Source organism: Salinibacter sp. (assembly GCF_042218895.1).
Taxonomy (GTDB): Bacteria; Bacteroidota; Rhodothermia; order Rhodothermales; family Salinibacteraceae; genus Salinibacter.
Genome location: NZ_JBDGQQ010000020.1, coordinates 1 through 15,913, shown reverse-complemented (window position 1 = coordinate 15,913; position 15,913 = coordinate 1). Strand labels below are relative to the sequence as shown.

12 protein-coding genes are annotated in these 15,913 nt (G+C 64.3%); 5 read left to right on the top strand and 7 right to left on the bottom strand.

Annotation, left to right across the window (positions count from 1 at the left end):
* Window positions 1-72: 72 nt before the first annotated feature.
* The 4 genes from lpdA to ABEL04_RS02070 form a co-directional block, all read right to left on the bottom strand.
* Complete coding sequence (lpdA, locus tag ABEL04_RS02085; protein ID WP_375800717.1) at window positions 73-1,491, bottom strand: dihydrolipoyl dehydrogenase; 1,419 nt, start codon at window positions 1,489-1,491, stop codon at window positions 73-75.
* A 146-nt stretch (window positions 1,492-1,637) separates the two neighbouring features.
* Window positions 1,638-2,906, bottom strand: coding sequence for a murein hydrolase activator EnvC family protein (locus ABEL04_RS02080; protein WP_375800716.1), 1,269 nt, complete (start codon window positions 2,904-2,906; stop codon window positions 1,638-1,640).
* A 42-nt stretch (window positions 2,907-2,948) separates the two neighbouring features.
* On the bottom strand, window positions 2,949-3,791 hold the full coding sequence (locus ABEL04_RS02075) for a DUF4292 domain-containing protein (RefSeq protein ID WP_375800715.1): 843 nt from the start codon (window positions 3,789-3,791) through the stop codon (window positions 2,949-2,951).
* A 20-nt stretch (window positions 3,792-3,811) separates the two neighbouring features.
* Complete coding sequence (locus ABEL04_RS02070; protein ID WP_375800714.1) at window positions 3,812-5,632, bottom strand: tetratricopeptide repeat protein; 1,821 nt, start codon at window positions 5,630-5,632, stop codon at window positions 3,812-3,814.
* Window positions 5,633-5,839: 207 nt separating this feature from the next.
* On the opposite strand from ABEL04_RS02070, the gene ABEL04_RS02065 reads away from it, so the two are divergent.
* The 4 genes from ABEL04_RS02065 (at window position 5,840) to ABEL04_RS02050 (ending at window position 10,300) form a co-directional block, all read left to right on the top strand.
* Complete coding sequence (locus ABEL04_RS02065) at window positions 5,840-7,819, top strand: glutamate-cysteine ligase family protein (protein WP_375800713.1); 1,980 nt, start codon at window positions 5,840-5,842, stop codon at window positions 7,817-7,819.
* A 138-nt stretch (window positions 7,820-7,957) separates the two neighbouring features.
* Entirely contained in the window at window positions 7,958-8,203 is a 246-nt protein-coding gene (locus ABEL04_RS02060; RefSeq protein WP_375800712.1) for a ferredoxin, read from the top strand.
* Window positions 8,204-8,548: 345 nt separating this feature from the next.
* The gene (locus ABEL04_RS02055) at window positions 8,549-9,298 is read left to right on the top strand and encodes a Mut7-C RNAse domain-containing protein (RefSeq protein ID WP_375800711.1); all 750 of its coding nucleotides are present in this window, start codon (window positions 8,549-8,551) and stop codon (window positions 9,296-9,298) included.
* Window positions 9,299-9,343: 45 nt separating this feature from the next.
* Entirely contained in the window at window positions 9,344-10,300 is a 957-nt protein-coding gene (locus ABEL04_RS02050; RefSeq protein WP_375800710.1) for an L-threonylcarbamoyladenylate synthase, read from the top strand.
* Here ABEL04_RS02050 and ABEL04_RS02045 read toward each other — a convergent pair.
* The 3 genes from ABEL04_RS02045 to ABEL04_RS02035 all read right to left on the bottom strand — a co-directional run bounded on the left by ABEL04_RS02045 (window position 10,266) and on the right by ABEL04_RS02035 (window position 12,740).
* Window positions 10,266-11,450: an NAD(P)/FAD-dependent oxidoreductase gene (locus ABEL04_RS02045; protein ID WP_375800709.1), complete on the bottom strand. Its 1,185-nt coding sequence runs from the start codon at window positions 11,448-11,450 to the stop codon at window positions 10,266-10,268. The genes ABEL04_RS02050 and ABEL04_RS02045 overlap by 35 nt on opposite strands.
* A gap of 114 nt (window positions 11,451-11,564) precedes the next feature.
* On the bottom strand, window positions 11,565-12,302 hold the full coding sequence (locus tag ABEL04_RS02040) for a methyltransferase domain-containing protein (protein ID WP_375800708.1): 738 nt from the start codon (window positions 12,300-12,302) through the stop codon (window positions 11,565-11,567).
* A gap of 84 nt (window positions 12,303-12,386) precedes the next feature.
* Window positions 12,387-12,740, bottom strand: a complete 354-nt coding sequence (locus ABEL04_RS02035; protein WP_375800707.1) for a hypothetical protein — start codon at window positions 12,738-12,740, stop codon at window positions 12,387-12,389.
* A 628-nt stretch (window positions 12,741-13,368) separates the two neighbouring features.
* On the opposite strand from ABEL04_RS02035, the gene ABEL04_RS02030 reads away from it, so the two are divergent.
* Window positions 13,369-15,684, top strand: coding sequence for a heavy metal translocating P-type ATPase (locus ABEL04_RS02030; protein ID WP_375800783.1), 2,316 nt, complete (start codon window positions 13,369-13,371; stop codon window positions 15,682-15,684).
* Window positions 15,685-15,913: the final 229 nt, after the last annotated feature.

Genomic DNA, 15,913 nt, shown 5'->3' with positions numbered 1-15,913 from the left:
GACACCCCTGGCGACTACTCCATCGAAAAGATGTCGCCCAGATCCATCTCGATTTCCGGACCGCACGGGGGGCTAGATGTTGACTGGCTGGCCGTACGCCTCGCGGGTCGCCTCCATCACCGCCTCCGAGAGTGTAGGGTGCGGGTGCATGGACTCCATGATCTCGAACCCGGTCGTCTCCAGCTTGCGCGAGGTCACCACCTCGGCAATCAGTTCGGTCGCATTGTGGCCGATCATGTGGCAGCCCAGGAATTCGCCGTACTTGTCGTCGTAGATGGTTTTCACGAAGCCCTCCTGGTGGCCCAGCGCAGCGGCCTTGCCGTTGGCCTTGAAGGGGAATTTCCCGACCTTGATGTCATAGCCGGCCTCCTTCGCTTCCGCCTCGGTGTGGCCGACCGAGGCGATCTGCGGCTGGCAGTACGTGCAGGCCGGAATGTCGTGCTGGTCAATGGGGCGCACGTCATGCCCCGCAATGTTCTCGACGCAGAGGATGCCCTCATGGCTGGCCTTGTGGGCGAGCCAGGGCGCCCCCGTTACGTCGCCGATGGCGTAGACGCCGTCCACGTTGGTGCGGTAATAGTCGTCCACCACGATGTCGTTGCCATCCGTCTCGACGCCGACCGCTCCGAGACCGATGTCTTCAACGTTGCCCACCACGCCCACGGCAGAGAGCACTTGGTCGCACTCGATGTGCTCGGTGCCGTCGTCGGTCTCGACCTCCACGGCCAGCGGGGCACCATTCTTGTCCACGCCCTGGACGTTGGCCCCCGTCATCACGTCGATGCCTTTCTTCTTGTAGGTCTGCTCGAGCTCGTCGGACACGTCCTCGTCCTCGTTCGGTACAATCCGATCTTCTACCTCAATGATGGTGACGTCCGTGCCCATGTGGTGGTAGAAGTACGCAAACTCGACCCCGATGGCGCCAGCCCCCACGATGACCATCGAGTCGGGCTGATCAGTCTGGAGCATCGCGCCTTCGTAGCTCACCACGTCCTCGCCATCGATGGGGAGGAAGGGAAGCTCGTTCGGGCGGGCACCGGTGGCGAGGATGACGTGATCGGCCGTTGCGGTTTGCTCCTCTCCCACCTCTTCGCCATCCATGTTGACGGACGGCTCAATCTCCACGGTGTCTGCGTCGGCAAGACGACCGTGTCCCCGCAACACGTCGATGTTGTTCTTCCGCATCAGGAACTGCACGCCCTGGTTCATCTGGTTGGCCGCCCCGCGACTGCGTTCGATGACCTCCGGAAAATTTGGCGAGACCGACCCCTCCAGTTCGAGACCAAACTGGTCAAGGTGGGTGGCTTCCGACATCACCTCGGCACTCTTCAACAGGGCCTTGGTCGGGATGCAGCCCACGTTCAAGCAGACCCCACCCAATTTGTCCTTCTCGACGATAGCCGTCTCCATGCCCAGTTGAGAGGCGCGGATCGCGGTCTCGTATCCGCCGGGACCGCTGCCAACAACGAGGCAATCGTAGTGGGTAGCCATAGGAAAGAAAAGAAAAGTTCGGGGATGCCGCGACAGGGAAAATGACTGTGGTCAAAATACGCTTTCCCCCTCGGTAACCCAAGCCTCGTCTCCTCCTGGGCCGAAAGGTTTCTGTGAATCCAGTTGGGCCGGAATTGAGCCCCAAGCTACCGGGAGCTGAGCCAGGCGACAGGATTGACGAACTCGCTCGTAGACCGGTTAACGACCCCAAAGAAAAGACTTGCCCCCAGTGGCTCTTGCTCGGTGCCGGACTGTCCGATGAGCTGCCCCGCCTCTATTTTTTGGTCCTCAGAGATCGAGAGGCTAGACAGATTGCTGTACACGGAGAGATAGTCGCCGTGCCGCAGCACAACGTAGGTGCCATACCCCGGCACGAGGTCGATGCCGACCACGACGCCGTCGAAGACCGCCCGCACGTCGCTTCCAGGAGGCGTGGCGATACGAATGCCGGGGTGATACGTGGAGGTGCCGTGCACCGGATCCACCTGATTGCCAAAGCCCACCGTGACGGCGCCGCTGGCCGGCCACGGGAGCTCGCCCCGATTTTCCTGGAACGACGCCGAAAGGTTGGCGAAGGCGGCCGCCCGCTCAGGCTGCGAGGCGGACTCCTCGTCGCCTGCATCGCGCTCGCTGCGGGCCACGAGCTTTTGGATCCGACGCTGAAGCTTCTGGGCCTGTTGCTGCTTCCGCTGAAGCTCCTTCTTGAGTTTAGAACGACGGGCCTGCAGTTTTTCGATGATCTGGCGACGGTCGCGCTCAAGGGCGCGCAGGTTCTGCCGCTGGGTACGGGCTTTCGAGAGGAGCTGCCGGGTTTCGGTCCGCGTCTCCGCCAGTTTCTTGCGGGAGCGCTGGACGTCGCCGACGGCCGCCTGAATGGTGTTCCACTGCTCGCGACGGTCGGCGGCGAACCGCTGCAGGTATCGCGCCCGGACGAGCATTTGGTTGATGGACCGGGAGGCCAGGAGGAGAGCTAGGTCGTGGAGACGCCCGTACTTGTACGCGTGAACGAGACGGTTCTGATAGTCCTCGCGGAGCCCATCGAGCCGGCGTTGAAGCGTCGTCAGGGTGTCACGGAGGGTTTCCCGCTTCTGCTCTAACTGCTGAAGGCGGGTTTGATAGGTCGAAATTAGCTCCTCTTTCAACGCAATTTGACGCCGGATCGATTTCAGCTTTTCCTGAGTGGATTCCTTTGCTTTTCGTGTCTTCTCGAGCTGATTCTTCTCTCGCCGAATCTGCGCCTCAAGCCGCTTGAGGCGCTTCTGGGTCGACGCTCGCTGGGCCTCCAAATCGCTAGCACTCGGGTCCTGGGCGGGTGCGTGGGAAGGCGACAGGCTCACGAGGCCCACCAGCAGCACGACACTCCCTACGAGACGACGCACTGTGACATCTCGTCCGGTTGCTCGTCGCATTGGCATGCTCGAAAGGAGGCGTCGAAGCAGGACGTCGAACGGCCAGGGCTACCGAAACGGCCGGCGGGACACTTGGGGAGGGACATCTAGGCCCAGGGGGCGCCGGGGCGGATTGAGATTCACCGTTCGGTAGGTGATCACCACCGCGAGCCCATCCGCGGGGCGCCGAAAAATGACACGATGGGGCACGAGCAATCCCTCCACCCGTCTGAAATCAGAGAAAAGGCGCTTCCTCCGGACCGTTCCATTCGGCCCCTTCTTCACGTACCGCACCACACGCCACCGGGTCGGGTCCACAACGTATCTCTCGTTCGTCGAGGGACTGGAGAGGTAGTAGAAGGAGCTATCGGCCTGAAGCGTCCAGGACCGGTCGGGCGGGGGGGCGATGAGCCCGAGCATATTTTGGAAAAACTGGTCCGAGGAGACCGGCGCGGGGAAGATTTTCTGGATCGCCGCCACAGGGCCGACCTGCAGAACGGCCTTCCGGGTGTCGAAGAAAAACACGCTGTCCTGCGTCAGGAGCACCCGTCCCCCCTCGAATCCGAACTTGCTGAACTGCATGAACAGCGAGTCCGCCCGTCGCTGTCGCACTTTGGCGTTGAACGTTCCGCTTTGTTCGGGCGATCGGACCGCGACCCGGGCCGTCGCCGAAAAGGACTGGAGGGTGTCGCTGGCCTGCAGAATCTGGCTGCGAACCTGATCGGTCGTGTGGTTCGGGAAGCGGTCGGGCATGGTCGGGTCCTTCGTGGCGGGGGCCGTGCCGCTGCACCCCCCAACTAGGAGCCCGAGTCCGGCAGTCAGAAAAAGAAGTACACACGAAAGCGCCGGGAGGCCAGCCCGGTCCCCCCAGATGGTTCGGGCCCCGGCACCGGAGAGAAAAAGAAGGTTCATCGCGGCGTGACGCACACTTTTCACGTATTGGGGTCTAGGCCGAGTTTTCGCCGTAGGGAGTCGCGGTTTGGGGCACGGTCCAGGGCCTTCTGCCAGTACCGGCGCGCCTTCGTCTCGTTGCCGAGGGCCCGCTGCACGTCCCCGTAACGCTCCAGACGCTGCGCAGATGGAGGGGCCGTGTCGAGAGCGTCCCGGAGATGACGGCGGGCAGCCTGTGGGTTGTCCCGCTGGAAGTACACCCACCCAAGCGTACTGAGATACTCAGGGTTCTGCGGGGCCTGGTCCACCGCCCGCTGCGCCATCTTGAGGGCCTCTCCCAGCCGTTTGTCCTGCCGGGCGAGGTGGGCAGCGTACGGGTGCAACACCTTCGGCTGGTCTGGATCGAGGGAAAGGGCCTTCTCGAAGGCGGCCTGGGCCTCCTCTGAGCGCCCGAGGCGGGCTCGAGCCTGCCCCAGTCCCGTCCACAGCAAAGCCTCCTGAGGGGCGCCGGTTGAGTCTGGCGAAAGCTCGAGGGCCTCTTGAAAGCGTGAGAGGGCCTTCTCTGGGTGCTGGAGGCGGAGGTGGGAGAGCGCAGCCGTTCGGACCAGCGCGTACCGCCCTGGAAACAGCAACAATCCTTCCCGGGCCACCTCAACCGCCTTCTTGAAGCGTCCAGCGCGCCGGTAGGACGCAGCGGCGCGCGCCCACCGATCTGGGGCCCGCGGATTCTTCTCAAGGGCTTGCTCCAGGGCCTGCCCGGCCCGACGGTGCTCTCCACGACGCCCGTAAACTCGGGCGAGAAGAACCAGCGCGTCAACGGAGCCCGGGCCCCGTTTAAGAGACTGGCGCAGAAGCTCCTCCGCTTTACGGAGACGGGTCGTGTCGGCGCTGCTCGATACAGGGATCGCCTCGGTGTAGAGGGCCCGGGCGCGCTCCACAGGCGAGGCCTCCCCGGTTTGCGGGGCCGACGACTCATCCGTTGTCGAGGAGAGGGAGACGTCCGTGCGGCCCGCCTTTCGGGAAAGCTGCTTCACACGACTCCGGAGCTTCTGGTCGCTGGGGAACGCGGCAACCAGCGGCGCAAGCAGGTCGAGGGCCGCTTCGTAGCGTTTCCGCTCCGCGTAGAGGCGGGCCAACTGACGGCGATGCCGAGCATCGTTGGGACGGGCCTCGACGAGAGCCTTGAGCGTCTGCCGGACGCCCGACGAATCGCCGACTTGTCGGTAGAGCGAAAGCCTCTTCCGGAGCACCCCCACCGAGGGGGAACCGCTCTGCTCCAAGAGGGCGTCGTACGTCTGGAGGGCGGCCTCCGGCCGATTGAGCGTCGACTGGAGCCGCGCTAGGGCCCTGTAGGCGCTCGTGTTCTCCGGAAAGCGATCCACGAGATCGCGGTAGGTCTGCAGGGCTGCTTCGGGCGTCCCTGCTTTCTGCTGCAGTTCGGCCAACCGCCGGTAGTAGAAAGGCCGCTCCTCTCCGTACTTGCGCGCCTTGCGGGCGTAGAAGAGCGCCGTCGTAAAGTTGCCTTTGGCACTGTGAGCATTCGCGAGGGCCTGGAGCACGGCCGGGGCCTTCGGCGCCTGGTCAAGGGCGGACTCGAAGTACTCGATGGCCTCGGTGTGGTCCCCAAGCGAAGCCTCCGTCATGCCCCGAACCAGAAGAGTCTGTGCGCGGCGGGGGACCGAGCGGGCAGAGTCGTCCTGTGCAAAAGGCTGAACTGAGGGGGCTGCGCGTGAGAGGGCGGCCGTGCCCACGAGGAGGAGCAGGTAGAGCGCCGTCCTTATGGACCGAAGAAGTCCCGCGGCGAAAGAAGTCCGTTCGTAGAACATCAGAACACCTGTACTGAGCGGATCGGGCTCACTCATACGGCCTGTTCCCGGCTCGTTTCCATGCCCCAAGAGACCCGTGAGCGGGAGAGAAAAATGGTTCACGTCAATTTGATAGTTACAATGAACCGTTTCTACCTTTTTCTCAGTGTGCGGTACTCAAAACCGACCCTTCGCCTCAAACCTCTCGGTCGGGCTCAACGACCGGAGACCTCACGGACTCTTGTCGAATAGCGATCTCTGACCATGGGTGAACAAAACGTACAGCGGGACGTCGCCCCCTCAGCGCTCCGGGAATTCACAAATCATCTCATGAGGGACGTTCGGGCTTTGGAGCTCATGCTCCACGAAGACATGTTCGAGGCGGGAGTGCGCCGCATTGGGGCCGAGCAGGAGCTTTTCATGGTCGACGAGCGAGGCCAGCCGGCGCCCATCATCGAAGAAGTGCTTGAGCGCAATACTGACGATCGCATCGTCACGGAGCTCACGAAGTTCAACGTCGAGTTCAACATGGACCCGCTCCAGTACGGCGGGGACTGCTTTGGACAGATGGAGCAGGCCACGAATGAACTGATCGGTGAGGTGCGGAACCTTGCCCGGGAGAGTGGCGGCGAGGTTGCCATGACGGGCATTCTGCCGACGGCCAACCTCTCGGACTTTGCACTCGACTACATGACGCCTCGGCCCCGGTACTACGCCCTGAACGACGCCCTCTCGCGTCTCCGGGGCGGGGCGGGCCAATACCAGATTCGGGGCATTGACGAGCTGTTCCTGAAGCACGACTCCATCATGCTGGAGGGGTGCAACACGAGCTTCCAGACCCACTTCCAGGTGTCGCCCGAGGAGTTCCCCCGCTTTTACAACATCGCGCAGGTGGTCGCGGCGCCGTGCCTGGCCGCCGCCACAAACTCGCCCCTGCTGTTCGGAAAGCGCCTGTGGCGCGAAACCCGGATCGCGCTCTTCCAACAGGCCGTCGATACGCGGTCGAGCAACCTCTACCTGCGAGAAATGAGCCCTCGGGTCCACTTCGGGACGAGCTGGGTGGACGAGTCGGTGATGGAGATCTTCAAGGAGGACATCTCGCGGTTCCGCGTGCTCCTGACCACAGAGCTGAACGAGGACCCGCTTCGGGTCCTCGAGGACGGGGGCGTCCCCCAACTCATGGCGCTCCAGCTCCACAACGGCACGGTGTACCGCTGGAACCGGGCCTGCTACGGCATCACGAACGGGAAGCCTCACCTCCGGATCGAAAACCGCGTCCTGCCCTCCGGGCCCACCGTTCTCGACGAGGTGGCCAATGCCGTGTTCTGGTACGGGCTCGTGGCCGGGCTGGCTCAGGAATACGAGGACGTGTCCGACCACATCGAATTCTACGAGGCCCGCTACAATTTCAATGCGGCGGCCCGGAACGGCCTAGCCTCACAGTTTGTCTGGCTGGACGGATCAAGCCGTCCGGCCCACGAGCTGATTCTCGACACCCTCATTCCTCTCGCCGAACGGGGCCTGCGGACCTCCGACGTCGACTCGTCGGATATCAACCAGTACCTGGGCGTCATCCAGAAGCGCGTAGAGACCCGACGGACCGGCTCCCAGTGGCAGCTCGACTCCCTGGCCCGGATGGAAGACATGGGATCGCGGGCCGAGCGCCTCGGGGCCCTGACCCGAGCCATGGTGGAACGACAGAAAGAGGGGGAGCCCGTCCACGAATGGCCGCTCGCCACCCTGGAGGAGGGATATACCCCAACGGGCATGAAGGACACAAACGTCGAGGACTACATGACCACGGACCTGTTTACCGTCCACGAAGAAGAATCCATCGAGTTCGTGGCGCGGCTCATGGACTGGCAGAAGATCCGACACGTTCTCGTGGAGGACGAACAGCACCGTCTGGTGGGGCTAGTGAGCCACCGCAGTCTCCTTCGTCACATGGCAGAGCGCGCGGAGCGTCCAGAGGGAGGCGTTCCCGTCGGAGACATCATGGTTGAAGACCCAATCTCTGTTTCCCCGGACCGACCCACCCTCAAGGCCGTCAAGCTCATGCGGAAGCACGAGATTGGCGCCTTGCCGGTCGTTCGTGAGAACCGCCTCGTCGGGATTATCACCGAGCAGGACTTCATTCAGATTGCCGGAAATCTCCTCGACGAAACCCTTGGGATCGACGAGGGGCCAGACCAGGAGCCCGCGGCTGAAGCCTCGTCGCAGGCCGAGGAAGCGAGTGCGTCCTGACGGAGGCCGATCCCAAACTGGGCACGTGAGGGATCGGATTGTTACGTTTCGGGACTTGCGCCGCAGGGAACGTCCGTTACGGGACCTCGTGGCAATCGAGAGTACCGCATAATCTCTCCAACACACACCTTTTCAAGCATGGACGACATGCGCGAACGCGAAATCAGTGGCAAGACGGTTCGTATCGACCGTACCTTATGCATCGGGTCGGGAAACTGCACGAACCTTGCCCCTGAGATCTTTGTGATCCGCGAAGACAACATCGTGGACTTTCAGGAGGAAACCCCGGACATCGAAGAGGGACGGCTCGAGGAGGCCGTCTCGATCTGTCCGGTGGATGCCCTGATCTTGGAAGACGAGGACGGGGAACAGATTGTCCCGTGAGGATTCCTCGCTATTGTCGCCGGTACCAGGCGATCAAAAAGCCGGTTAGGACACCCGCGGCGAGCCCAATCAGCATGTAGACAATCATGAGAGGTGGTGGCTTAACGATGAGACCAAGAGGCACGGAGGGGGTCCCTGGTTCGAGAACACTCCAGGTCCCCCCGAACCGTTCCCACAACCGTGCGAATGAAGGTCGCGTCGTCCGCGAGGCCCACAGCCGCTAGCGTGCCGGGAAGGAGGTTAACCGGGACTACGACGTAGATGGAGCCACTCCCACAGGTACAGTGAGGAGAGGGTGAGGACGAACGTCAATCGTTGCGTTACGCCGTTGGTCTCTCCGCAGTGATGTCTGTGCCGAAGCCTCACACCGCTCAGTTCCGATTTTACGGTTCTCTGAACGATTTTCGCACCGGGTCCGGCGCAGCGCAGGCCCGATATTCGTTCTCGGGACGGCCTGCCATCAAGGATGCAATTGAGGCACAAGGGATTCCTCATCCCGAGGTCGACCTCGTACTCGTGAACGAGAAACCGGTCTCCTTCGGCTACGCCCTCTCGGCTGGCGATCGGGTGAGCGTGTACCCGCGGATTGAGTCCCTCCCACGTCCATCGTCCACCCTCCGTCCCCCGCTCCCCGCGCCGCCCCGCTTTGTGTGCGATGTCCACCTGGGGCAGCTGGCCCGGTACCTGCGGATGCTCGGGCTCGACACTCGCTACGACACGGAACGCGCGGATCCGGTGCTTGCCCGCATCTCCGACGAAGAACAGCGAATTCTCCTGACCCGGGACGTAGATCTGCTGAAGCGCAGCCGGGTCCAGTTCGGCGCCTTCATTCGGGCACAGGCGCCCCGTCGCCAGCTGATGGACGTTGCCCGGCGGTTCGGGCTCGAACAGCACGCCGATCCGCTCTCTCGATGCCTCACGTGCAACGCCAAACTGGAGCCGGCCTCCTCTGAGGTCGTCGATGCTCAGGTGCCTCCACGAGCCCGGGCGGCGCACGACGAGTTCGCGCAGTGTCCCGCCTGCGACTCGGTCTACTGGGCAGGCACCCACGTCGATCGCATGCAACAGCTGATCGACAAGGTCACTTCGTCGTAGGAGGAAGGCGCCCCCAAATCCCTGCGCTGGCACGCATCCTCACACGTGACGACGACCCTCACGACATCTCCGGACGAGGCCGCCACCCACCTTCGCCGCGGCGAGCTGGTGGCCTTCCCCACGGAAACTGTTTACGGGCTCGGGGCCGATGCCCTCCAGCCCGAGGCCGTCCAGCGGATCTTTGAGGCGAAGGGCCGTCCGGCGGACAATCCCCTGATCGTGCACGTCGTTCGCCGTGGGCAGATCGGCGAGGTTGCGGCCGACGTGCCTCCTCCGGCTGAACGGCTCCTCGAACATTTTGCACCAGGGCCTCTGACGCTCATCTTGCCCAGGCACGAGGCGCTTTCCTCGGTCGTAACCGCTGGGCTCGACACTGTCGGTGTCCGAATGCCCCGACTGCCCCTGACGCGGTCGTTTCTCGAGGCCTGCAACACGCCTGTCCCCGCCCCATCAGCGAACCGGTCCGGACGACCCAGCCCCACGAGTTGGGAGGCGGTGCACGAAGACCTCGGGGGACGGATCGAGTGCATCCTGAAAGGCGGGCGTACGGAAGAGGGCGTCGAGTCGACGGTTGTAGACTGTACCACAACTCCCGTCACGGTCCTCCGGCCGGGAGCCGTTCCCGTCGAGGACCTGCGGGTGGTGCTTGGACACGTCGACGTAGGAGACACAGAGGGGGAGAGGAGGGCACGGAGCCCTGGTACGCGCCATCGCCACTACGCCCCCTCTGCACAGGTCCGACTCGTGGACGATCCCGGGCGCCTCTCAGACATTGACTCCAATCTTGATGCCGCCTACATCGGGCTCGACCCCCCGCCCCAGCCCGGCGCATTCCAGACCGTTCACGTCGAGGACAACCTGGAGGCGTACGCGCACGACCTGTTCCACGTCTTTCGAGCGTGCGACGAGGCGGGGTGCGAGGCCATCTACGCCCAGACGGTTCCGGCAGAGGGCCTGGGCCGCGCCCTCAACGATCGTCTGCGGCGGGCGGCGGCGCGGTAGCTCTGTGTCCTGGCCGTTGGGCCCGGTGCCCACGAGTTGTGCGGATGAGCCATCGGGCCAGGGGGGGCACCACACGGCAGCTCCGCACGAGAAGCCGGGCTGCCCCCGGCCGAAAAGCCGCTGTGTGAATCCATCGGCCCAGGCGCATCCGGGTCCCAAACGTGTCCGTCCACGCCTCCTCGTACTTCTCGCGGAACGAGGAGGGAGAATGGCGCCCCTCGAGAAATGTCGACGCGAGCGGGCTGACGAGGTCGGCGGTCTGGAGGGCCATCGCCATGCCGTCCCCACAGAGGGGGGCAATCATGCCTGCCGAGTCGCCGACCATGCAGATGCCCCCGGCAAACCGCGACTTAGGCATTAGGGGCACCTGGCTGACCGCCTCGAACTGGTCGCTTACGCGAGTCAGGCCCCCGAGACGGGTGTCTAGCGCAGGATTTTGGCGAAGACGTTTGTCGAGCATCGCTTCCGGTGTCCCTCCCGCTTCCTTGAGTGCATCCGTGTGTCCGATCCAGCACGCGTTCACGCGGGTCCCCTCCACAGGAGAAAGGCCGCAGTACCCCCCTGGGGCGCTATGGAGCTCAATGGTGTTTTGTACCTGCGCCGCGGCCGCCCCAGCGTAGTGGGCTTTGAAGGCCACGTACGGCGTCCTCTGATCCAGGAACGGCCGGTCCAGGTGCCGGTCGAGGGTGCCCCGCCGGCCGTAGGCCCCAATTACGAGGCGGGCCTCCACGGTCTCCGCACCTACAGTGACCGCGAAGCCATCGTTGAGGCTCCCCTGCACGTCCGTCACGCGCGTCCCGGGCCGACCGTCCACCCCGGCCCCACAGGCCCGCCGAAAGAGCAGGCGGTCGAGCTCGTAACGGCTCAGTCCGAGGGCGGTGTCGGGGAGGGCATGCTCCGTCCCCGTGCCGCTCGGGGCGGTCAGCACGGCCTGATCGATGGGCGAGGCGCCTGCCTCGTGGACGGCCTCCAGCACTCCCAGCCGACGAAACGACGACTGCGCCTCCGGCGAGAGGAACTCCCCGCACAGCTTGTGGCGGGGGTACGTGGACTGCTCGGCCAGGAGCACGGCGTGGCCTCGCCGGGCCAGTTGAAGGGCAGTGCTGCAGCCGGCGAGCCCTCCACCGATGATGACTGCGTCGTATGGCATGCTGGAAACAAGGATAGGCGAAGAACAGAATGCGTCGGGGCTCGGGAGGAGTGTGCTCCACGGTATTCCACCGAGCACGCGGAAGAAATACTTGCGGTGCCCCCCTGGCGTTCATCACCCGCTGCGCGGAATCGTCGACAGCGTCCACCGGAAGGCCCAGTGCCACCGGACGGAGGGGGATGGAAGCGACGCCTTCTCGGCGAGGGTTTCAAGCTCGCGGCGCCAAAAGCCCCGACGGACCGACATGGGGCCGTCGTGCTGCACCATGCGGGCCATTCCCAGTCCCCGACTCAGTGCCCAAATGCCGGCGTACGCGAGAGGGTGCCGGTGAAGGTCGTTGACGAGCACGCCGGACCGGACGAGTCGTTGCATTTCTGTGAGCAGTCGGACGGCGTCTTCCCCGTGGAAGTGGTGGAGAAACAGTGCGGCGTGCGCGACATCGAACGCACCCTCCTCGTAGGAGGGGGCGAGGGCGTCGCCTATGTCCACGGACACACGGGTACGGAGTCGGGGAGACAGATGGCGGTCGAGGTGGGCCCGGGCGTGGCCCACCGTGGTGGGATTGGCGTCCAGCCCGACCGCCTCTACCGAGCACCCGAACTGAACGGCCCGACGAACGAGGTACACCAGGTAGTCACCCAGGCCACAGCCCAGATCGATGATACGCAGACGACTACGGCGTCGGAGCATTGGATCCAACGCGGCCGCAGTGGCCGAATAGCCGCCCAAAAGGAAATTTATCCAGCGGAGGTCTTGGAGAGTCCGGGTCAGGCGGTTGTCGGTAATAGAGAAGTCATCCATCCACTCCTCAGCCTCCAAGCGAGTGGACAGGTCGGGAAGGGGAGAGGGCACGGAGGCCGCGTTGACACCTGATGAGAAGTCCTGAGGAGCACGCAAGTGAGGAACGCACGCCCCTCGCGCTCCTCTGCGGCGCAATCATTCGACCTCTACCTCGGCCTCAACCCCGTTCTCCTTCAGCTGGTCCCGCACCTCCGGGGCGAGATTGTGCTCGACGGTGCTCGGCATCATCTTGGCCAAGAGCCAGGCGAAGTATCCTTGTTGCCAGGCGGCAGTGGTCGCGTCATCGATCGTGATTTGCAAGCGCCGCGACCCTTCCGTCTCCACGGTCGCTTCGATGCCCCGACTCTGGAATCCCTTCTCGAGCCGATCGGCCATTTGGTTGCGAACCGCCGATTCGATGTCGGCCCCATGGAGATTGGCCTGCGCCGCCTGGGCTCCCATCTGCCTCCGGGCGAGTTCTTGTGCGTTGAGAATAGTCACTTCGATCATGGAAGACGGGGACTGAGGAATAGAAGATCAGGGAAGGCGAAAATCGCGTCGGGTCTAAGTCGAACGTCTCACACTGCCTCACAGAAGTGATGCGTGAGAAGTGATACGTGAGAAGTGATGCGTGACGGACTCCATAATTTACGAGACACGTTTCACGAATCACGTTCCCACCGAGGGGTTCCGGCCTGAATCGATTCTTGGCGGGCGTGCCGAGCTAAGCCCCATCCGGCATCACGGGGTGCGGGAACCTCCAGCGCCAGATGTGGTATAGGGGGGTACCCTATCAATGGGACGATCCTCAAGTCGTGGACGATAGACGGTGGGAGCGCCAGTTCGGAAGAACCTCCTGGAAAGAGTCCACAGAAGAGCGGGCACTCCGTAGTCTCCGCGACCTCGTACGATTGGAAGGAGCCGAACCGAAATCTCTCTTTCTCAACCATCGCTAACGAACTGCAAACGAACCGCAATGGCCGACCAGCAGACTCGCACAAGCTCGTCGACGCACGTGGAGGGTGCTCAGGGCGATGGGCAGCCTGCTTCAGGAGACCAGGCCTGTTCCGTTCCCTCGCGGACGGAAGATGGGGAGACGGGGGCTCCTCCGGAGACGGATGGCTCAGCCCGTGTAACTCTGCCCGTGGAGGGCATGTCGTGCGCCTCCTGCGCCGAGAGCATAGAGGAGGCGTTGCGGACGGTGGACGGCGTGACACAGGTAGCCGTCAACTTTGCCACCGAGCGGGCCGACGTAATTGTTGACCCGGACGCGGCGTCGGTCCGCGATCTGGTTACCGCCGTCGAGGACAGCGGATACGGGGTCCGCACCACCGAGACCACTCTTACGGTGCAAGGCATGAGCTGCGCCTCGTGTGCGTCGAGCGTCGAGTCGGGGCTGGAGGCGCTCGACGGGGTGTTGGAGACGAGTGTGAACATCGCCACCGACCGCGCCACGGTGCGGCATGTGCCCGGTGTGGTCGAGCCGGCCGACTTCACGACGGCCGTCCGGAGCGCGGGGTACGACGTGGTCGACACCTCGGGGGCCGAGGACCGCTCCGACGTGGAGCGGCAGGCGCGGGAAGCGGAGACGCAGTCGATGAAGCGCAAGTTCCTCTGGGCGCTCACCTTCACGCTCCCCGTCTTCGTGCTGGAGATGGGCTTCCTGCATGTGCCGGCAATGGAGGCCTGGATTACCGAACAGGTCTCCGTGCAGACGCTCTACTACGTGCTCTTCGGCCTCACGTCGGTCGTCATGTTCGGGCCAGGCCGGTACTTCTATGAGCACGGCTGGCCCGCGCTCAAGAGCGGTCGTCCCGACATGAACACGCTCGTAATGATTGGGACGTCGGCGGCGTACGGCTACTCGGTCGTGGCGACGTTTTTGCCGGGCGTGCTGCCGGAGGGTACGGTGCACGTCTACTACGAAGCGGCGGCCGTCATCATTACCCTCATCCTGGCGGGGAACTACATGGAGGTTCTCGCCAAGGGCCGCGCCAGCGACGCGATCCGAAAGCTGCTGGATCTGCAGGCTGCCACCGCGCGGGTCCTGCGGGACGGAGACGAGGTTGAGGTTGATGTGCGCGAGGTGGTGCCCGGCGATGTCATCCGCGTGCGACCCGGCGAGAAAGTGCCGGTGGATGGGGAGGTGATGGACGGCCAGTCGTACGTCGACGAGTCGATGGTGACCGGCGAGCCCGATCCGGTGCGCAAGAGGGAAGGCGACGAGGTGGTGGGCGGCACCATCAACGAGACCGGGAGCTTCACCTTCCGGGCCACCCGGGTCGGCGAGGAGACGGTCCTCTCGCAGATCGTAGAAATGGTCGAAGAAGCCCAGGGCTCCGCGCCGCCCATCCAGTCGCTGGCCGACCGTGTGGTCCGTGTGTTCGTGCCGTTCGTGCTTGCGGTCGCGGCCCTCACGTTCGGCATCGTGGAGGGCCTGCAGGGCCTCCACGATGCCGATCTCGTTGCGCTCGACAAGACGGGCACGCTCACGAAGGGGCGGCCCGAAGTGACCGATTTCCTCCCGCAGAACGACTTTGCGGAAGACGACGTGCTCCGCTGGGTGGCCGCCGTCGAGGCGCAGTCTGAGCACCCGATTGGGGAAGCCATCGTCGCGCGGGCCGAGGACCGCGACCTCGGCTGGCCCGACGCCACGGACTTCGACGCAATTCCGGGGCACGGCGTGCAGGCGACCGTGGAGGACCGTACCGTTGCCGTTGGGGCCGCCCGTCTCATGGAGCGGCTGGGCGTGTCGCTGGACGGGCAGGAGGCCACGGCCGACGACCTGGCCGACGCCGCCAAGACGCCACTCTACGTGGCGGTGGACGGGACGCTCGCCGCGGTCGTGGCGGTGGCGGATCCGATCAAAGAGTCGACGCCCGCCGCGCTCGACGCCCTCCATGAGCTCGGCATCGAGGTGGCCATGATTACGGGGGACGATGAGCGGACGGCCCGGGCCATCGCCCGCGAGCTGGGGATTGACCGCGTGCAGGCCGAGGTGCTGCCCGACGACAAGGCCGAGGCGGTAACGCAGTTCCAGGAGCAGGGCCAGACCGTTGCGTTCGTGGGCGACGGGATTAACGACGCGCCCGCCCTCGCCCAGGCCGATGTCGGCATCGCCATCGGCACCGGCACCGACGTGGCCATCGAGAGCGGCGACATCGTCCTGATGACCGGCGACCTGCGCGGCGTGCCGAACGCAGTGTCGCTGTCGCAGTCGACGATGCGCAACATCAAGCAGAATCTGTTCTGGGCCTTCGCCTACAACGTGCTCCTCATTCCGGTGGCGGCGGGTGTGCTTTACCCGGCGTTCGGGCTGCTCCTGTCGCCGGCCCTCGCCGCCCTCGCGATGGTGTTCTCCGACCTGTTCGTGGTGGGCAATGCGATGCGCCTGCGCCGCCTGAACGTGCCATTGTCGGGCGAGCAGATGGCCCCAGCGTCGTCGACGGCGTAGGCCCCACGCTTCAGGGGCCTCTCTAGCTGCTCCCTGTGCAAGGGGTCACAGACTGAGCCGCCGACGTCACTGGGCGGCTCCTGTGGGTGGGGCGAACGGATTGCCTGAATGTTCTCGACCACACTCATGGATGTCTTTCGGGAGATCCTTTCACAACCGGTCACACTCGTCGCCTGGCTCGCGGTGTCCCTCGTCTCGCTTGCGGTGCTGGTGTGGGACCTGCGCGACC